Source organism: Micromonospora sp. NBC_00858 (assembly GCF_045207365.1).
Classification (GTDB): domain Bacteria; phylum Actinomycetota; class Actinomycetes; order Mycobacteriales; family Micromonosporaceae; genus Micromonospora.
Genome location: NZ_CP108828.1, coordinates 779,629 through 798,600, shown reverse-complemented (window position 1 = coordinate 798,600; position 18,972 = coordinate 779,629). Strand labels below are relative to the sequence as shown.

Here is an 18,972-nt window from a genome sequence, read left to right as displayed (position 1 = left end):
TTTCCCCGGAATACGGCCGGCGGGGGTGGGTCCACCCCCGCCGGCCGGGCTGTCAGGCCGCTCGCTTGTACTTCTTGATCGAGCTGTCCTGGGCGATCGAGTCGGCGCCCTTCTGGCACTGCTCGAGGAACTCCGCCGGGCCGATCCGGCCGCTGAAGAACTCGCCGCACGCGGCGTCGACGAGGTTGCGCTCCAGCTTGCGGTAGTAGTTGTTGTAGACCCAGTTGAAGCCGTTGGCGCCGGACGCGTCGAGCGCCTTGACCACGCTGGTCAGCCCGTACGGCAGCTCGACGCCCTCGGTGGCGCCGGCGACCACGGTGAGGCTGGCGACCTTCCGGGTGAAGTCCTGGGCGCCCTTCTTGGAGAGCATGGTCCGGAAGTACTCCAGGCCACCGGCCACGTTGCGGGCCTTGGCCGGCACCATGAACGGCTCACCGGCGGTGCCCCGGATCGCCTCGAACGGCAGCTTGTCGCCGCTGCCCAGGCTCGGCGTCGGCGCGATGGTCATGTTGAACCCGGCCGGGGTGACGTCCTTCTGCTCGCTCTCCAGCCAGGAGCCACAGGAGATGAAGGCGGCCTTGCCCTGGCACCAGGCGGTCTGCGACTGCTTGTGGTCCAGGCCGGGCGAGCCCTCCAGGATGAACTTGTCCTTGACGATCTGGTGCCACGCGTCGGCGGCGGTCTTCATCGAGTCGGACTTCCAGGCGTTCGGCTCCAGGTTGTCGATCGCCGTGGCCACCGAGGGGCCGCCGAGCTTGATCGCGGTGGCGATCACCGGCCAGCTCATGTAACGGGGGTGCAGGCCGGCGTACGTCCAGGGGGCGATGCCGGCGGCCTTGATCTGCTTGCAGAGCGCGATGTGCTCGTCCCAGGTCTTGGCGTACTCCCACTTACGCTCGGTGAGCAGCTTGTTGGAGTACCAGATGCCGTAGGCGGTGTAGGTGTAGTTCAACACCAGGAACTTGCCGTCGTACGAGCCGACCTCGACCGCGCCGGGCAGGAGGGTGTCCTTGACCGTCTTGCCGGGGACGTCGAGGCTCGGGGCGGCGAGCAACTCGCCGAGGTCGGCGATGGCGTTCTGGCTGACCAGGCCGTTGAAGTCGATCTGACCGGCGCCGGAGTTGTTGACCACGTCCGGCGGGGTGCCGTCGACGAAGCGCGGCTGGAGGGTCTTGCTGATCTCCTGGGTGGCGGAGTGCTTGACCTTCGCCTTCGGGTACTTCTCGGTGTACATGGCCTCGTGGGCCTTGGCGTACTCCTCGCCGAAACCACCGCCGAAAATCACCACCTCGAGCGGTGCGTCCTCCTTGACGCCGAGCGGGTTCTGCTCGCTCTTGGTGCCCTTGTAGGCAGCGTTGTCGTCCTTGTCACCGCCGCCGCTGGCGCAGCCGGTCAGCAGGGCGGCGGCGGGGGTGGCCAGCAGGCCGGCAGCGGCGCTGCGCTGCAGGATGTCACGCCTGTTCATGGGTTCTCCTCGGGTCGGGTCGGGCGGTCGCCGGGTGAGTGGGGGAAGGCGTCCGTCTCGCGAGGCACGTTGATTCTCTTCAGTTCACACGATGTTACTGAAGAATTTCTACGACAGCCGGGGCCCGACTTCAAGTCCTGACAGCGAACCGTTACACCACCGGCCGGTGCCGGGGCGCATAGCCTGAGGCGATGGGCCGCCTGCGCCAGCTCGCCGAGCGCACCCCGGCCGACCGGGAGCGGTACATCGATCTGCTTCGCGCGCTCGCCATCACCATGGTCGTTGTCGGACACTGGGGCGTCACGGTGATCGAGCGGGACGACGCCGGCCTGCCCACCGGGCACTCCGCGCTCGGCGACCTGCGGTGGGCGTACCCGCTGACCTGGATAGCCCAGGTGATGCCGGTCTTCTTCCTGGTCGGCGGCTACGCCAACGCGGCCTCGCTGACCCGGCTGCGCGCCCGGGGCGGCGACGCCGCCGGCTGGCTGCTCGACCGCAGCGCCCGACTGGTCCGCCCCACCAGCGTGCTGGTGCTGGTGCTCACCGTCGCGGCTGCGCTGGCCCGGCTACTCGGCACCGACCCGACCCAGATCCGCGAGGTGGTCTGGTTCGCCACCATCCCGCTCTGGTTCCTGGTCGCCTACCTGGCGGTGGTCGCGCTCACCCCACCGATGTACGCGCTGCACCGCCGCTTCGGTCTCGCCGTCCCGCTGCTGCTGGTCGCCCTGGTCGGTCTCGGCGACCTGGGACGGCTGACCGGGCCGGTGGAGCTGAGCTACGGCAGCTACCTGTTCGGCTGGCTGGCCGTACACCAGCTCGGCTTCGCCTGGCACGACACCCGCGCCGCCTCGGCTGCCGTCGGTGAAACCACCCCGCCACGTGCGGTGGCCGACGCCGCCGGGCCGTCGGCTGCCGGGCATCCACAGGTACGCCGGCGTCGGCTGCCCACCTCCCGCCGGGCCGGCCTGGCGTTCCTGGCCAGCGGCCTGGCCGCGCTGCTGCTGCTCACCGTGCCCGGCCCCTGGCCGGTGGCCATGCTGAACGTGCCCGGCGAGCGGCTGCACAACGCCGGGCCGCCCAGCCTCGCGCTGCTGGCCGTCGCCGCCGCCCAGCTCGGCCTGATCCTGCTGCTGCGCGGCCCGGCGGAGCGCCTGCTGCGCCGCCGGCGCCCGTGGCAGCTGGTGATCGGGGTCAACCTGGTGGTGCTGACCGTCTTCCTCTGGCACCTGACCGCCGCGATCCTGCTGATCGGGCTGCTCGACGCGACCGGGACACTGCCCACCCCGGCGGTCGGCTCGACCGCCTGGTGGGCGTGGCGGGTGCCCTGGCTGCTGCTGCTCACGGCGGTCCTGGCGGTCCTGGTCGCGATCTTCGGGCCGGTGGAGGCCCGTAGCGGTCGGCACCGCACCGGGCGCCGGGCCGGCCGGGGCACCACGACCCGCACGGTGCTGACCGTGGCCGGCTACACCGCCGTGGTGGCCGCGCTGCTGATCAACAGCGTGACCCCGAAAGGCGCCCCGGAGCCGCTCGGCATGCCCGCCCCGGCGCTGCTGGCGTACCTGGCCGGGGCGGGCGTGCTGCGGCTGCTCAGGTCTGGGTGGGGAACCCGAGGTTGACCCCGCCGTGGCGCGGGTCCAGCCACCGGCTGGTGACCACCTTGCCGCGGGTGAAGAACCGCACCCCGTCCTCGCCGTGCGCGTGCAGGTCCCCAAAGAGCGAGGACTTCCAGCCGCCGAACGAGTGGTACGCCATCGGCACCGGGATCGGCACGTTGATCCCGACCATGCCAACCTCCACCTCGTGCTGGTAGCGCCGGGCCGCACCGCCGTCGTTGGTGAAGATCGCCGTACCGTTGCCGTACGGGCTGGCGTTGACCAGCTCCACCGCCTCGTCGTACGAGCCGACCCGGACCACGCCGAGCACCGGCCCGAAGATCTCTTCGGTGTAGATCGACATCTGCGGGGTCACCCGGTCGAACAGCGTCGGGCCCAGCCAGAAGCCATCCGGGTCGCCGTCCGGCGTCACGTCCCGGCCATCGACCACCGGCACCGCTCCGGCGGCCACCCCGGCGTCGACGTAGGACCGTACCTTCGCCGCGTGGGCGGCGGTGACCAACGGACCCATGTCGCAGCCCCGCCGGCCGTCACCGGTGCGCAGACCGGCCATCCGCGCGGCGATCCGCCCGACCAGCGCGTCCGCGACCGGCTCCACCGCCACCAGTACCGAGATGGCCATGCACCGCTCCCCCGCCGAACCGAACCCGGCGTTGACCGCCGCGTCGGCCGCCAGGTCCAGGTCGGCGTCGGGGAGCACCACCATGTGGTTCTTCGCCCCACCGAGCGCCTGCACCCGCTTGCCGGCGGCGGTGCCGCGCTGGTAGACGTACCGGGCGATCGGGGTGGAGCCGACGAACGACACGCCCCGCACCTCCGGGTGGTCCAGCAGCGCGTCCACCGCCTCCTTGTCCCCGTTGACGACGTTGAGCACCCCGTCGGGCAGGCCCGCCTCGGCGAACCACTCGGCCAACAGCAGCGCCGCGCTCGGGTCCTTCTCGCTCGGCTTGAGCACCACCGCGTTTCCGCAGGCCACCGCGACCGGCACGAACCACAGCGGCACCATCACCGGGAAGTTGAACGGGGAGATCACCGCGACCACCCCGACCGGCTGCCGGATGGTGTACGAGTCGACCTCGGTGGAGACGTTCTCGCTGAACGCCCCCCGCAGCGCCGAGGGCAGGCCGCAGGCGTACTCGATCACCTCCAGGCCGCGCTGCACCTCGCCGGCGGCGTCGGCCAGCACCTTGCCGTGCTCGGCGGTGATCACCTCAGCGAGCCGGTCCCGGCGGGCGTGCACCAACTCCCGGAAGGCGAACAACACCGCCGACCGCTTCGCCAACGACGCGTCCCGCCACGCCCGGGCGGCGCGGGCAGCGGCCTGCACCGCGACGTCGACGTCCGCGGTCGAGGCCAGCTCCACCTCGGCGGTACGCCGACCCGTCGCCGGGTCGAACACGTCGCCGCGCCGCTCGGAGGTGCCGCCGACCCGCTTACCGTCGATGAAGTGTCCGATACTCATGCCGCCACCCCCGCCGAGGAGCGGATCGCGTCGACGAGGATCGCCAGGCCCTCGCGGGCCTCCTCCTCGGTCAGCGTCAACGGTGGACCCATCCGCAGCACGTTGCCGTACAGGCCGCCCTTGCCGGTGAGCAGGCCGCCGGCCCGGCACGCCTCGAACACCCGGTTGGTCAGCGCCGGGTCGGGCTCGCTGGAGCCCGGCCGGACGAACTCGACGCCGAGCATCAGCCCCTTGCCGCGTACCTCCGCGACGCAGTCGAGGCTGCCCACCTCGGCGCGCAGGCCGTCGGCGAGGATCGCGCCGACGCGGGCCGCGTTCGCCTGGAGATCGTGCTCAAGCAGGTAGTCGAGCACGGCGTTGCCGGCCGCCGTGGAGATCGGGTTGCCACCGAAGGTGGAGAAGCTGATCGCCGGCACCGACTCCAGCACCTCGGCCCGGCCGACCACCCCGGCCAGCGCGAACCCGTTGCCGATGCCCTTGGCGAAGGTGAGCAGGTCGGGGGTGACCCCGTGTGCCTGGTAGCCCCAGAAGTGCTCCCCGGTACGCCCCCAACCGGTCTGCACCTCGTCGGCGATGAACAGGATGCCGTGCTCGTCGAGGACCTTCTTCCAGCCCGCGAAGAGGCCGTCCGGCGGGTGCACGAAACCACCGACCCCCTGGATCGGCTCGGCGATCAGCGCGGCCACGTCACCGGCGGTCTGCGTCGCCAGCACCTCACGCAGGTCCTCCACCGCCGCGTCGACCTGCTCCTCGGCGCTCAGCCGGGCCAGCAGACCGCGTACCCGGTCGCCGGAGTGCAGCCAGGCCACCTGGAGCGGGTTGAGCCCGCTGGCCGACCAGTTGCGGTTGCCGGTGACGCCCATCGCCGCGTAGGACCGGCCGTGGTAGCTGTTGCGCACGGCCAGGATCTGGTGCGAGCGGCGGTGGTTGGTGGCGACCAGCAGCGCCGCCTCGTTCGCCTCGGTGCCGGAGTTGGTGAAGAACACCCGGGCGTCCGGGATGCCGGAGCGCTGCGCGATCTTCTCGGCCAGCTCCACCTGCTGTCGGATCAGGTAGAGCGTCGAGCTGTGCACGATGCCGGTGGCGAGCTGACGCTCGACCGCCTCGCGGATCTCCGGAATGTCGTAGCCGATCATGTTGGTCAGCACGCCGCCGAAGAAGTCCAGGTAGCTGCGGCCCTGGGCGTCGGTGACCCGGCGACCCGAGCCGGCGACCAGCTCGATCGGCTCGGCGTAGTACAACGGCATCCAGGACGGGAGCACGGCCCGGTGCCGGGCCAGCAGGTCGTCGGTCATCGTGGCAACCCTTCAGCGGCATTCGTGGATACCGCACGCTCCCACCGGCGGCCGGTGTGGACAACTGCCACTGTGTAGCGCAGGGCGCGTTCGCTCCTGACAGTGCGTCAGCCGGGCGACGGCAGTGGTCAGCCGGCGGTGGGCAGCGCCGAGCGGCGCCGGGCCACACCGCCGGGAGCCGCCGCGTGCAGCGCCACGGCCACCAGCGCGAAGGCCACCCAGCCGGCCGCCAGCGCGGCGACCGGCGAATCGTCCTGCCACCGGTGGTACGCCGTCAGGAAGCCGACCAGCGCCAGGCTGTTGCGGGCGAAGTGCCCGGTGAACGCCACCAGGTCGCGGCGAGTCTCGATCGCCACCAGCACCCCGGAGTAGGGGAAGGTCACCACCATCGCGCGCAGCAGTTCGCCCAGCAGCCCGGTGGGCGTCGCGCCGAGCAGGATCACCAGCATGCCGGACCGACCCGGTCAGCGCCGGGTCGGCGAAGCAGATCGGCCATCGACGTACCTCCCGGGCGCTGGCTGCCGCCAGGGTAAGCCGCCCCGCCAACCGGACCGGGCCACGCCGGCCCGCGCCGGGACCACCGCTCGGTACGATTCGGCGGTGCCCGAGATCCCTGCTCCGCCACCGGTACGGACGGCGGATGGACCGATCGGAATTACGCCGATGACCTCCGGATCGGTACTCGTCGGGCCGGACGTGGCGCTGCCCGCCGGGACCGTGGGCGCACCGACCACGGCGATGATCGCGGGGATCGACGGGTGGATCGGCGCCGACCCGCTGCGCCGGCTTGTCGCCCGCTTCGGTGGCACCTGGCCGGCTGGCGACCTCGCCGACACCCTCGGGTTCCTCGACGAGTTCTCCGCCCGGCACTGGGACTTTCGGGGCGGCCGGGAGCGGCCCGACGCCCGGGAGCCGGACCTCGACGCCGGCACCGTCGAGCTGGTACGCGCCGCCGCCGCCGCGCTCGGGCTCGTCCGGCCCGTGGCACCGGTCAGGTCGGCGTACGCCCACCTGGTCGTGCTGGGCGGTCTGGCGCACGCCTGCCTGCGTCGCGTCGCGTACGCCGCGCACCTGCTGCGACGTGGGCTGCGGGTGACCGGCGAGGTGGCGGTGCTGGGCAGCTTCCGGCCGCTCTCCGACCTGGAGCACCGGACGTTGGCCGCGGCGGGCGTGCCCGGCTGCGAGACCGAGGTGGACGCCCTGGACGCGGCGGTCCGGCTGGCGTTCGGGGTGACCGCCCCGGCGCAGGAGGACGGCGTCGACGCGGGCCACGTGCACCACTCGTGGTCGTCGCGCACGTACCTGCCAGCCGCTCTGCCGCCGGTGCGGGTGCTGGCCGCGCCGTCAAGCGAGCCGCAGCGTCGGCGTGCGCACACCGCGGACACCCAACGGTTCTGGGCCGGACACGTCCGGCTGGCCCCCGGCGACGCGGTGCTGCTGGTGACCGCGCCGATCTACGTGCCGTTCCAGCACTGCGACGCGCTGCGCACCCTGGCCGTGCCGTACCGCTGCGGGATCGACACCGTCGGGGTCGACCCCACCCTGGCGGACCTTGCCCGGCTGCCGGAGCCGACCCTCAGCCCGGGCCGCTACCTGCAGGAGATCCGCTCGGCGATCCGGTCGATGCGCGCCCTGCACACGGTGCTGACCGCCGGCTGACCGGCGCCCGTCGAGGGCCGGCGCACGGCGGATCGCCGCGCACCGGCCCGTGGGCCGTGGTCAGTTCACGTAGACGGGGCTGTTCCCCTTGGTGGTGTCCCGCACCGGCGAGTACGTCGCGGAGAAGTACGCGGTGCCGAAGCAGAGGGACGGGCCGGAGAACTTGTTCAGCGGCTGGTTGGTGAAGGTGATCGAGTTGGTGGCGTTGGACGCCGCGCCGGTGAGGCTGTTGGTGCTGGTCCGGTAGACGCAGGTGATCTGGCCGAGCAGCGTGTTCAGCACGACGGTGCTCTGGATGGGCGCCGCCGCCGTACCGGAGATCGTGACCACGCCGGCGCTGGTGACCGAGGTGGTGTACGGCAGGTTGTTGACGGTCACGCTGCTCACCCCGGTGGTGCCGAACACGTTGGTGGTGCAGCTGGTGAAGGTCTGGGCTGTGAGGCTCTCGGTGGCGGTGCCCGGGGCGATCGGGTTGGTCAGCACCTTGGCGCTGAAGCTGGACACGGCGCACTTCAGGCCGGTGGTGCCGCTGGCGGAGTTGTAGAAGGTGGCGTTGGTGCCGGTCTTGAGGCTGGCCTGGATGACGTCGTTGACGGCGACGGCGGTGCCGCCGGGCGTGGGGTAGGTCAGCACGTTCCCGGCGAGCGAGGACGACGGGTCGGCGGAGGCCGGCGCGGCGGCTACGACACCGGCCAGCAGTGCGAGGGCAGCGAGACCCCCGCCGATTCTTCCGTACCTGGGCATGGTTCTTCCTTCCGGTGGTGGGACGGGATTGAGCGGACCGCACAGGCGGTCACCGCCGGGCGGGGAGACCCGGGCGGCGATTGTGGCCATCCGCAGTGGACGGCGGTGGTGGAGGGCGTGCCGGGCGGCCGTCGGGGCCGGCTGGCGGTGATGGAGGTGCCGCTGCGTCAGCGGGCGGGCCGGCGTGGCGCACTGCGGCTGAGCCGCGTCACCTGCGCCTCTCCGACCTTGGGAGAGCGCTCGTGGTCGGCGATAATGGCAACCATCGAGCCCTCCTTCGACGAGCCAGGGTGACCATCCGGGGAGATCACCAACGGTGACTGCGTGCCAACTGAGCGTGCAGAAAGTTATAAACCCCGGAGGGTCGCAAAGTCAACGCATCAACGGAGGTCGATAAGTTGACCACGCAGGGCCACCCGCAGCCGGCGCCCCTGCCGGGCGCACGTCCCGGCCGTGACCCGGACCGCGCGATCAAGCGCGGCCCGCGCCGCGTCTCCGCCGAGGTGGTGGCCGCGACCCAGCGTGACCGCCTCTTCGACGGGCTCGTGCACGAGGTGGCGACGAAGGGCTACGACAACGCCCGGGTCAGCGACATCTGCCACGCCGCCGGGGTGACCCGGCCGGCCTTCTATGCCCTCTTCACCGGCAAGGAGGACGCCTTCCTCGCCGCGTACCGGCACGGCATCGCCGTGGTGTCACAGCTGATGGAGGGCGCCTACCGCGAGGCCGGCCCGGCCTGGCCGGATGCCGCCCGCGCCGCGCTGCGCACCCTGCTGGAGGTGTTGGCGAGCGTGCCCGCGTTCGCCCGGATGGCGCTCGTCGAGGTGGACGCGGCCGGCCCGGACGCCCGCCGGGAGCGGGACGTCCTGCTCAGCAGTTTCCGCCGGTTCTTCGCCGACGCGGGCCCGGGGCCGGCGGTCGCCGGCGTGGACCGGGACGCGCTGGTGTCCACGGTGGTCGGCGGGATCTACGCCACCATCCGTGGCCGGGTGGCGCAGGGTCGTGCGGCGGAGTTGCCACAACTGCTGCCGGTGCTCACCTACGCGGCCACCGCGCCGTTCCTTGGCACCGACGGCGCGGCCCGGGCGACGCGGCCGATACGCCCGGACGACGGCCCGAGCACGACCGCGCCATGCGTGTCGCCCAGCGAGGCGACCGTCCACTCCTGATCATTCGGGGTCGGAAACCGCAGCGGTTTTTCACTTTGGCCGCATTTTACAAATGCCGCCCAACTGTCTGCCACACGCTGTTGACCCGCCCTTTACTCGGCGGTAACTTCGGCTCTGCGCCTCGATGCGCCTTCATCCCGGGTCGCAATTCCCATTGTCGCCAGTGAATTGATCTCAAAGGGGAGCCGCCATGTCGGAGCAGACCGCACCGATCGAGCCCGGTCCACCACGGAGCGGTGTGCGCTGGCGCCGGTTCGCCGTCACGTTCGGCACCGTCGTGGCGGGTGCGGCCGGCATGGTCGTGCTCACCGCCCAGGGCGTACTGGGCGCGCAGTTCGCCATCTCGGGCATGCCGTTCACCGTCACCGCCGACAAGCTCACCGGCACCGGGTTCGAGCAGTTCGCCACCCTCGACCAGATGATCCCGGACAGCCCCAACCAGGGCGACACCGGCGGGCAGGTGCTGGTGATCGTCTCGGCGATCGACCGGGCCGAGCTGACCAACCTCTGCCAGAGCATCAACCTGGGCGGCGTCTACCTGAAGATCACCGCCGGCGGCGCTGGCACGCCGGTCACCGCCCGGACCCTGGTCGTCGACGGCGACGAGATCGCCGGCAACGCCTCGTTCCGGAACATCGACGTCGGGCAGGACGCCAGCACCCTGGACAAGGTGCCCGGCGTGAAAGGTAACCCCGGTGTCTTCTCCCAGCAGGCGGACACGGTGACCATCGACAACCTGCGGCAGAACAACTACGCCACCACGGCCGCCGTCTTCAATCTGCCCAACCTGCGCATGGCGTTCACCTCCGACGGGTGCTGACGTGACCGCCGGACGACACCAAACGGCGCCGGCCGCCCGCCGGACCGGCGGGCGCTGGCGCCGCTGGCGGCGGGGCCGTCCGCTCACCGCCGGAGTGCTGATCGCCCTCGGGGGCGCGGAGATGCTGGTGACCCTGCGGGCGCCGCTCGGGGTGCTGCTGCACATCGGGCCGCAGGGGCTCGCCGCGTACCTGGTGCCGACCGTCCTGGTGATCTGCGGGGTGCTGCTGATCACCGCCCCGCAGCAGCGGGTCTTCTACGCTCTGGTCTCGCTGGTGCTCGGGCTGGTCTCCTGGTTGACCTCGAACCTGGGCGGCTTCCTGATCGGAATGCTGCTGGCCCTGGTCGGCGGGGCACTCGCATTCGCCTGGACTCCGGACAAGCAACGCCGGTCGGCCGGTGCCCCGGCAGAGCCCGTGGCACCCGCACCGCGAGAGCCTGCGGACGACGACGACACGGCAGTGCTGCCCCTGACCGAGACGGCGGACCCGACCCCGGCGGACCGGAGCTGAGTCAGCGGGCGGTGTCCGCGACCGCCTGCGCGAACACCTCCGAGCGGTGCTCGAAGTTGCGGAACCGCCCGTAGCTCGGGGCGGCCGGCGAGAGCAGCACCACCCCGCCCGCGGGGGTGAGCTTGCGGGCCAGCCCCACCGCGGCGACCAGGTCCTCGGCGAGCTCGGTGCGTACCGCCGGCAGCCCGGCGAGCGCCTCGACGATCCGGGGGCCGCTGTCCGGGATGCCGATGACGGTGATCTCACGCTCGGCCAGGTGCTCCCGGAGCGGCGTGTAGTCGAGCCCTCGGTCGCTGCCCCCGACGATCACGGTCAACGGCCGCCCGTCGTACGCGTCGATCGCGTGCATGGCCGCGTACGGGCTGGTGGCCAGGGTGTCGTCGACGAAGGTCAGCCCGGACGGGTCGGTGATCTCGGTGAGCCGGTGGGCCAGCCCCTGGAACTCGGCGACCGCGACGGCGAGGCTGTTCCGGTCGGCCACCACGTCCACGCCGAGCGCGTCGAGCACGGCGAGCGCGACGCAGAGGTTGCCCTCGTTGTGCCGGCCCACCAGGGGCAGCACGGCGCGCGGGAAGAGCGGCTGGTCAGCGAGGTGGAACCAGGGCGTGCCGTCCGCGCCGGTGGCGACGTGGGTGGTGTCGGTGCGACCGGCGCGGACCGCCGGCCGATCACCGAGCTCAGCGGCGAGCCGGGGGTCCGCGCCGTTCACCACGATCGTCTCCGGGCCGTGGGCGAGCAGGTTGAGCTTGTCCCGGTAGTACTCCCGCTCCCCGCCGTGCGCGTCCAGGTGCTCGGGGAAGAGCGCGGTGACCACGGCCACCCGGGGCGAGTCGGTGAGGTCGCTGCACTGGTAGCTGGACAGCTCCAGCACGTACAGCTCCGCCTCGGGCAGGTCCAGGGTGGGCACGCCGATGTTGCCGCCGAAGACGTTCGGCCGGCCCATCGCGGTGAGCAGGTGGCAGATCAGGCTGGAGGTGGTGCTCTTGCCCTTGCTGCCGGTGACCCCGACGGTGCGCGCGGCGTGGTCGGCCATCCACAGCGCGGTGCCCTGGGTGACGGTGACGCCGCGCCCGCGCAGCTCGACCAGCCACGGGTGGGTCTGCGGCACGCCCGGCGAGCGGACCACCACGTCGGCGGCGGCCAGTCGCTCGAAGCCCGCCTCGCCGGTGACCAGTGGGGCTGCCTCGGCCAGCGGGCCGTCCCAGGGCAGCGAGAGGAAGTTGGCGCTGTCGTCGACGGCGACCAGCTCGGCCGGGCCGTGCGCGGCGATCGCGGTCACCGCGGCCCGGCCCTCCCGGCCGGTCCCCCAGACGGCGACGGTACGTCCGCGCAGGTCAGACAGGCGCACGGGGCTCTCCTCAAGGGTCGCGGCGGCGGTGGGGCGGGCGCGGTCCGGCGCAGCCGGACACGGCCGGACGAACCAGGGCCTAGTATGGCGTGTGCCCAACGAGCAGCTCCGGCGGATGGACGCCTTCACCTTCCCGTCCTACTCGATCGACTTCGCCACCGGCGAGGTGTTGTTCGACTACGCCTTGACCGGCCCAGCCGGCGAGCAGCGGTTCACCGAGGTCATCACCCTTCCGCTGCCTGCCGAGCCGCCCTCGGACGAGACGGTGGCCACCCTCGGCCGGGTGCTGGAGGTGCTGCACCTGGTCGCCGGGGTCAGCTACTACAAGGCCGCCGCGCCGCCCCGTCTGGTGCTGCCGGCGCCGCTGGGCGCGGCCGCCGTCGACTACGTCACGGCCATCTACACCCAGGGCCTGGCGGAGTACGCGTACCGCAACCAGCTGCCGCACGTGCTGGAGCTGCGCCCGGAGGTGCCGGCCGGTGAGGTGCCACCGGCCCGGGTGTACGACGACTCCGACCGTCGCCCGCTCTCCGCGGTCGGTGGCGGCAAGGACTCCATCGTCAGCCTGGAGGCGCTGCGCCGGGCCGAGCTGGACCCGGTGCCGTTCTCGGTCAACCCGAACCACGTGATCGTCTCGGTCAACGAGGCGTCCGGGCTGACCCCGCTGGCCGCCCGGCGCCGGATCGACCCGGTGCTGTTCGACCTGAACGCGGCCGGCGCGCTGAACGGGCACATTCCGGTCACCGCGATCAACTCGCTGATCGCGGTGGCAACCGCCGTGCTGCACGGGCTCGGCCCGGTGGTGATGTCCAACGAGCGCTCGGCGTCCGACCCGAACCTGGTCTGGAACGGCCACGAGATCAACCACCAGTGGTCCAAGGGTGTCGAGGCGGAAGGGCTGCTGCGGGCGGCGCTGGCCGAGCACGCCGGCCTGACCGAGCCGTACTTCTCGCTGCTGCGCTCGCTGTCTGAGCTGCACATCGCCCGGCTCTTCGCCGAGTTCACCCGGTACGACGACGTGGTGACCAGCTGCAACTCCGCCTTCAAGCTGCACAACGCGAGCGAACGCTGGTGCCGCGACTGCCCGAAGTGCCGGTTCGTCTTCCTGGCCATGGCGCCGTTCATGCCGCGCGAGCGGGTGGTGGGCATCTTCGGCGGCGACCTGCTGGCCGACGAGTCGCAGATCCCCGGTTACCGGGAGCTGCTGGGCGTGGACGGGCACAAGCCGTTCGAGTGCGTGGGCGAGGTAGAGGAGTCGGTGGTGGCTTTGGGCCTGCTCGCCGAGCAGGACCAGTGGCGCGACGCCCCGGTGATCCGCGCCCTGGTCGACGCCGTCCCGGCCACCGCCTGGTCCGCCGTGGCCAACTCCGACGTCTTCACCCCAGGCGGCCCCAACCACATCCCCCCGACCTACGCCAAAGCCCTGACCACCCTCACCTGACCCACTCACCCTGGGTGGGGGTGAGTCAGGGGGTGCGGACGGCGTCCAGGGCCAGTAGGGCCACGTGCAGGGAGAGGCAGGCTTCGACCGAGTCGAGGTCGACGTCGAGGATGCGGGCGATACGGGCCAGGCGCTCGTAGAAGGCCGGCCGGGACAGGTGGGCGGCGGCGGCGCCGGCAGACTTGTTGCGCCCCTGCTCCAGGTACGCGCGCAGGGTGTCGAGCAGCCGCTCCCGGGGGTGCCGGGCGTCGTACTCCAGCAGCGCCCCGAGTTCGCGCTCCACGAAGGTCTGCAACCGGGGCTCGTCGCGCAGCAGGTGCAACAGGCCGGCCAGACCCACGTGCGGTAGGCGGAAGATCGGCAGGTCACGCCGGTCGCGGCGGGCCGCCTCGGCGATCTGCCGCGCCTCGATCAGCGATCGTCGGGCCTCCCGCAGGCTGCCCACCCCGGAACCCGCAGCCACGATCACCCCGCCCACCGACCGACCTACTCCGTCGGCCACCACCCGGGACGCGTCGGCACCGGACGCCACCGGGGACGCGTTGGCGCCGGACGCCACCCGGGACGCGCCTGCGTCGAGGCGTACCCGGCGCAGCGCGGCGGCGAACGCGGACAGCGCGCGGTCCTCGGCGGCCGGGTCGGGCAGGGCCAGCAACGCGCCGACCGAGTGGTCGTCGACCGCGCTGGTCAGTGCGGTCAACTTCGCCTCCCGCAGCGCCTGGCCGACCGCCTCGGACAGGTCCCGCAGCCGGGCCGGGCCGGCCTCGGGACCGCCCTCGCCGGCCGGGTCGTCGGCCCGGTGCCGGACCATCACGCCGACCAGATGCCGGCGGTCGAGCACCACGCCGAGCGCCTTGGCCCGCAGCGCCACCTCGTCCACCGATCGGGAGTGGTCGAGCAGTGCGGTGAGCAGGGTGCGGTGGATCTGCCGTTCCAGCCCTTCGGCGTCGCGGCGGATCAGCCGGCCCAGCGCGAGGGTGGACGCGGCCCGCTCGATCAGGATGGTGAGCCGGGTCGGCGGCCCGGGGCTCGGGTCGGGCCGCGCCGGGTCGGTGCCCCGGCGGGTGGGCAACTCCCCGCCGCCGGGCCAGCGCAGCAGCAGCCGCCCCCAGTCCTGCCCCCGGGCTCCGACGACCGTCACCAGCCAGCCGCTGTCCGGGTCGTACGCGGTCCGCCCGGCCGGCCGGATCCGCCGGGAGTGCTGCTCCCAGCCGTCCAGGAGCAGTTCGGCGCTCTCCCCCGCCGGGTCGTACCCCAGCACCTGCCGGGACAGGTTCTCCAGCACCACCGGGCAACCGGACAGCTCGGCGGCCTGCCGGATCACCTCGGTGGCGTCGGCGCCCTCGACCGAGAGGTCGGTGAACCGCTGGTGGATCTCCTCGGTGGCGCGCAGTTCGGTGAGCTGCGCGTCGACGATCAACGCGTGCACCGCCTCGGTGATCCGCACGAACGGGGTGGCCCGGCGCAGCTCCACCAGCGGCAGGCCGCGCCGCTCGGCGGCGGCGGCCATCACCCGGGGCACCCCGCTGACGTACCGGCGGCCCAGCTCGACGACGAGCCCGGAGACACCGACGTCGGCCAGATCCCCGATGAACGCGCGCAGCCCCGCGTCGTCGCCGGGCAGCCCGATGCCGGTGGTGAGCACCAGCTCGCCACCGCCGAGCAGGGTGGCGATGTCGGGCACCTCGGCGACGTGCACCCAGCGGACCGGCCGGTCCAGCCCGGCGTCCCCGGCGACCAGGCGCGGCGCGCCGTGGCGGACCGGGTCCAGGGCGAGGACCTCACGGACGGTAGGGAACACGGCCGCCACGCTACCGTCCGTGACGCCGGAACTCGACATCCCGCTGTGGGGGCATCGTTCGAAGATCACATCGAGTAGCGTGCCGCTGATTGTGATCTTTGGGAGGGGGAGGCATGAACAGGACGACGATCAGCAGGCGCGCCTTCGGCAAGCTGGTGGGCGCGGCGGGCGCGGGGACCCTCGCCGCCGGGGCGTTGGGCGGGTCGCCCGGCCAGGCGGCACCGCAGGCCACCTGGGTGGCCAGCGGCACGGCGGTGGCCGCGCTGTCGGCCTTCGACAGCGCCATGCAGACCTTCATGCAGGCCCGGCACGTCTCCGCTGGGCAGCTCGCCGTGACCTACAAGGGTCGGCTGGTGCTGGCCCGCGGCTACGGCAACGACTCCCCGCAAGTGATCCAGCCGACCTCGCTGTTCCGGGTGGCCAGCCTGTCGAAGTCACTGACCGCGGCGGCCCTGCTCCGGCTCGCCCAGGACGGCAGGCTCAGCCTCGGCGACCCGGTCGGCAGGTACGTCGACCTGACCCCGCCGGCCGGCCAGGCGGTGGACCCGCGGCTGGCCAACGTCAGCCTGTGGCGGATCCTCCAGCACACCGGCGGCTGGGACCGGAACCTGACCAACTTCGACCCCCTGTTCAAGGACCTGGTCATCGCCCGGTCGCTCGGCGCGCCGCTGGAGCTGACCCACGCCGACGTGGTCCGGTTCATGTCCGGCCAGCCACTCAGCCACGACCCCGGCTCGTACGTGTCGTACAGCAACTACGGCTATCTGCTGGCCGGCCGGGTGGTCGAGGCGGTGACCGGCCAGCCCTACGAGACGTACGTCCGGCAGGAGCTGCTCGCGCCGCTGGGCATCACCCGGATGGCGAACGGCTGGTCGATCGCCCGGCACAGCGGTGAGGTCGGGTACGAGTCGCAGTACACCGGCACCACCGTGCTGGACAACTCGGGCACCATCGTGGACTCCCCGTACGGCACGTTCAGCATGCGAATGCACGACGCCAACGGCGGGTGGATCGCCTCCGCCGTGGACCTGGTGCGCTGGGCGTCGGCCTTCGACACCGGCAGCCCGATCCTGAACAGCACCTCGCTGGGCCGGGCGTGGGCGGTGCCGAACCCGACCGGGGTGAGCGCCAACGGTTGGTACTACGGCCTCGGTTGGCAGGTGCGTCCGGCGACGACCGGCGGCACCGGGCGTAACACCTGGCACACCGGTAGCCTGCCGGGCACGTACAGCATCGTGGTACGCACCTACCACGGGCTGAGCTGGGCGGCGGTGTTCAACCGGCGCGACGACGAGTCCGGGCTGACCTACGGCGACATCGACCCCGCGCTCTGGGCCGCCTCCCGCGCGGTGACCAGTTGGCCGACCCACAACTTCTGGTCGAAGTACTTCGCATGACGCCGGTGGTGAGGGCGGGCGCGCCCTCACCACTGCCCCGGCAGCGGGGTTGCTGACCCGGCCGGATCAGTCAGACGTCTCCGCGCGGAGCTGTCGGAAGAACGTTCGGATGTCAGCGACCAGCAGATCGGGTGTCTCCATCGCAGCGAAATGCCCGCCTCGGTCGAACTCCGTCCATCGCACGATGTTGTTCGTTCGATCGGCGATGTGCCGCAACGGAATGAAGTTGTCCCGTGGGAAGGCGGCCAAGGCTGTCGGTGCGGTGGACGGCTCCGGCGGCGACCCCCAGTAGTCCGCATGTGCCCGCTCGTAGTAGATGCGGGCGGACGAGCCGGCCGTTCCGGTGAGCCAGTAGAGCATGACGTTGGTGAGCAGGTGATCGCGGTCGACGGCGTCCTCCGGGCGGGCCGACGAGTCCGTCCACTCCTTGAACTTCTCCGCGATCCAGGCCAACTGGCCGACCGGGGAGTCGGTCAGGCCGTAGGCAAGCGTCTGCGGCCGCGTGGACTGGATAACCGCATAGCCCGCGCTGTCGCGGTCCCACTGTTGGGTGCGCCGCCACGAGGCCAGCGTTCGCTCCCGTTCCGCCGGGCTCAACGTGACGAGCAGGTCGGCGTCCGGTTCCTCCGTCACGGACGAGTTCGGCAGCAGGTTCAGGTGTACGCCGATGACGTGGCCGGTCTGGGTACGGCCGAGTTCGCGGGAGATGACCGACCCCCAGTCACCGCCCTGCACGCCGTACCGCTGATAGCCGAGACGCCGCATCATCTCGGCGAATGCGGCGGCCACCCGCCGAAACTCCCATCCGGTCTCCCGCGTCGGCCCGGAGAACCCGAACCCCGGGATGCTCGGCATGACCAGGTGGAAGGCGTCGGACGGGTCGCCGCCGTGGGCCCGCGGATCCGTCAGCGGCCCGGCGACCTCGGTGAACTCCACGATTGAGCCCGGCCAGCCGTGCGTGATGAGCAGCGGAGTCGCGCCCGGCTCCGGAGACCGGATGTGCGCGAAGTGAATGTCCGCCCCATCGATCGTGGTAGTGAACTGCGGCCACTCGTTGAGCCTGGCCTCCGCGGCACGCCAGTCGTATTCGTGCCGCCAGTACCGCACCAGGTCCATCAGGTAGTCCCGCGGGACGCCGTACTCCCAGCCCACCCCGGGCAACTGGTCGGGCCACCTGGTGCGATCGAGCCGCTCGTACAGGTCGTCGAGATCGCGTTGCGGAATGTCAACCCGGAAAGGATGGATGCTCGAATCGGGCGAAGTTGTCACGACTGCGGATACTATGTTCTGTCCCGTCGAGCGCCCACCTCACAGGGGATCGTCGCGACCCAACTCCCAGAAGGCGACCGCGGCTGCGGCGGCAACGTTCAACGAGTCCACTCCGCGCCGCATCGGGATGACCACCCGTACCTCGCTGGCTGACTGGGCCGCCGCGGTGAGGCCAGGGCCTTCGGCCCCGAGGAGCAGCGCCGCCCGTGCACGCTGCGCCGCAGTGAGCCGCTGGATCGGTACGGCGTCCGGAGCCGGCGTCATGGCGAGCACGGTGAAGCCCGCTTCCCGCACCTGGTCCAGGGCCACCGGCCAGCGCTCGAGCTTGGCGTACGGCACCGCGAAGACCTCGCCCATGCTGACCCGTACGCTGCGTCGGTAGAGCGGGTCGGCGCAGGTGGGCGAGAGCAGCACCGCGTCGATGCCGAGCGCGGCGGCGCCCCTGAAAACCGCGCCGAGGTTGGTGTGGTTGTTGACGTCCTCCAGGATCACCACCCGGCGCGCGGTGGCGAGCACCTCGGCCGCCGTCGGCAGCGGACGGCGGTGGAACGACGCCAGCACCCCCCGGTGTACGTGGAATCCGGTGGCCCGTTGCAGCACGTCCTGCGTCGCCGCGTAGACCGGCGCGTCGCCGGTGTCCAGGTCGGCGAGCTGGTCGGCCCGCTTGGCGTCGACCAGGTACGACCGGGCCGGGTAGCCGGCGCGCAGCGCGCGGCGCAGCACCAGCTCCCCCTCGGCGATGAACAGGCCGTGCGGCGGCTCCCAGCGGGTGCGCAGCTCGACGTCGGTGAGCGCGCGGTAGTCGGCGATCCGGTCGTCGTCGGGATCGGTGATCTGGTGGACGGGCACCCGACGATTCTGCCGGACGGCCCGCCCGGCACTCCGGGGCCGGTCGAGCCCACCCCACCCGGGGCGTTTTGTCCGGAAAGGAAGGGGAATGGCGGGCGGAGTAAAGGACTCAACCGGAAGGACCAGCCA

16 protein-coding genes are annotated in these 18,972 nt (G+C 72.1%); 7 read left to right on the top strand and 9 right to left on the bottom strand.

Annotated elements, in window-relative coordinates; all coding sequences use genetic code 11:
* Nucleotides 1-52 precede the first annotated feature (52 nt).
* Nucleotides 53-1,465: an N-acetylglucosamine/diacetylchitobiose ABC transporter substrate-binding protein gene (gene ngcE / locus OG990_RS03735; protein WP_355612550.1), complete on the bottom strand. Its 1,413-nt coding sequence runs from the start codon at nt 1,463-1,465 to the stop codon at nt 53-55.
* Between the two features lie 191 nt (nt 1,466-1,656).
* On the opposite strand from ngcE, the gene OG990_RS03730 reads away from it, so the two are divergent.
* Entirely contained in the window at nt 1,657-3,081 is a 1,425-nt protein-coding gene (locus OG990_RS03730) for an acyltransferase (protein ID WP_406078984.1), read from the top strand.
* On the opposite strand, the gene OG990_RS03725 is transcribed toward OG990_RS03730, so the two are convergent.
* From OG990_RS03725 to OG990_RS03715, 3 genes are all read right to left on the bottom strand, one after another.
* A complete protein-coding gene (locus OG990_RS03725; protein WP_406078983.1) occupies nt 3,053-4,540 on the bottom strand; it encodes a CoA-acylating methylmalonate-semialdehyde dehydrogenase in 1,488 nt (495 codons plus the stop codon). The genes OG990_RS03730 and OG990_RS03725 overlap by 29 nt on opposite strands.
* On the bottom strand, nt 4,537-5,835 hold the full coding sequence (locus tag OG990_RS03720; RefSeq protein ID WP_355612544.1) for an aspartate aminotransferase family protein: 1,299 nt from the start codon (nt 5,833-5,835) through the stop codon (nt 4,537-4,539). Before OG990_RS03720 ends, OG990_RS03725 begins: the two co-directional genes overlap by 4 nt.
* 128 nt (nt 5,836-5,963) lie before the next feature.
* Nucleotides 5,964-6,284, bottom strand: coding sequence for a hypothetical protein (locus OG990_RS03715; RefSeq protein WP_406078982.1), 321 nt, complete (start codon nt 6,282-6,284; stop codon nt 5,964-5,966).
* A 214-nt stretch (nt 6,285-6,498) separates the two neighbouring features.
* Here OG990_RS03715 and OG990_RS03710 point away from each other — a divergent pair, with 214 nt between their 5' ends.
* Nucleotides 6,499-7,494, top strand: coding sequence for a hypothetical protein (locus tag OG990_RS03710; protein ID WP_406078981.1), 996 nt, complete (start codon nt 6,499-6,501; stop codon nt 7,492-7,494).
* Nucleotides 7,495-7,554: 60 nt separating this feature from the next.
* Here OG990_RS03710 and OG990_RS03705 read toward each other — a convergent pair whose 3' ends face one another.
* Complete coding sequence (locus OG990_RS03705; protein ID WP_386983747.1) at nt 7,555-8,238, bottom strand: Tat pathway signal sequence domain protein; 684 nt, start codon at nt 8,236-8,238, stop codon at nt 7,555-7,557.
* A gap of 398 nt (nt 8,239-8,636) precedes the next feature.
* Between OG990_RS03705 and OG990_RS03700 the strand changes: the two genes are divergently transcribed.
* The 3 genes from OG990_RS03700 (at nt 8,637) to OG990_RS03690 (ending at nt 10,738) form a co-directional block, all read left to right on the top strand.
* On the top strand, nt 8,637-9,407 hold the full coding sequence (locus OG990_RS03700; RefSeq protein ID WP_406078980.1) for a TetR/AcrR family transcriptional regulator: 771 nt from the start codon (nt 8,637-8,639) through the stop codon (nt 9,405-9,407).
* Nucleotides 9,408-9,597: 190 nt separating this feature from the next.
* Nucleotides 9,598-10,227, top strand: a complete 630-nt coding sequence (locus OG990_RS03695) for a DUF6230 family protein (protein WP_328418670.1) — start codon at nt 9,598-9,600, stop codon at nt 10,225-10,227.
* 1 nt (nt 10,228) lies between these two features.
* The gene (locus OG990_RS03690; RefSeq protein WP_406078979.1) at nt 10,229-10,738 is read left to right on the top strand and encodes a DUF6114 domain-containing protein; all 510 of its coding nucleotides are present in this window, start codon (nt 10,229-10,231) and stop codon (nt 10,736-10,738) included.
* Between the two features lies 1 nt (nt 10,739).
* On the opposite strand, the gene murD is transcribed toward OG990_RS03690, so the two are convergent.
* Nucleotides 10,740-12,086 (bottom strand): UDP-N-acetylmuramoyl-L-alanine--D-glutamate ligase, encoded by a 1,347-nt coding sequence (murD, locus tag OG990_RS03685; protein ID WP_406078978.1) that lies wholly within the window; start codon nt 12,084-12,086, stop codon nt 10,740-10,742.
* A gap of 91 nt (nt 12,087-12,177) precedes the next feature.
* Here murD and OG990_RS03680 point away from each other — a divergent pair, with 91 nt between their 5' ends.
* Nucleotides 12,178-13,527: a hypothetical protein gene (locus OG990_RS03680; protein WP_328418673.1), complete on the top strand. Its 1,350-nt coding sequence runs from the start codon at nt 12,178-12,180 to the stop codon at nt 13,525-13,527.
* Nucleotides 13,528-13,552: 25 nt separating this feature from the next.
* Here OG990_RS03680 and OG990_RS03675 read toward each other — a convergent pair whose 3' ends face one another.
* Nucleotides 13,553-15,337 (bottom strand): PucR family transcriptional regulator, encoded by a 1,785-nt coding sequence (locus OG990_RS03675; protein ID WP_406078977.1) that lies wholly within the window; start codon nt 15,335-15,337, stop codon nt 13,553-13,555.
* A gap of 104 nt (nt 15,338-15,441) precedes the next feature.
* On the opposite strand from OG990_RS03675, the gene OG990_RS03670 reads away from it, so the two are divergent.
* A complete protein-coding gene (locus OG990_RS03670) occupies nt 15,442-16,725 on the top strand; it encodes a serine hydrolase domain-containing protein (RefSeq protein ID WP_406078976.1) in 1,284 nt (427 codons plus the stop codon).
* 66 nt (nt 16,726-16,791) lie between these two features.
* Here the strand turns inward: OG990_RS03670 and OG990_RS03665 are convergent, their stop codons facing one another.
* Complete coding sequence (locus OG990_RS03665; RefSeq protein WP_406081640.1) at nt 16,792-17,970, bottom strand: epoxide hydrolase family protein; 1,179 nt, start codon at nt 17,968-17,970, stop codon at nt 16,792-16,794.
* A gap of 63 nt (nt 17,971-18,033) precedes the next feature.
* Complete coding sequence (locus tag OG990_RS03660; protein ID WP_406078975.1) at nt 18,034-18,843, bottom strand: TrmH family RNA methyltransferase; 810 nt, start codon at nt 18,841-18,843, stop codon at nt 18,034-18,036.
* Nucleotides 18,844-18,972 lie beyond the last annotated feature (129 nt).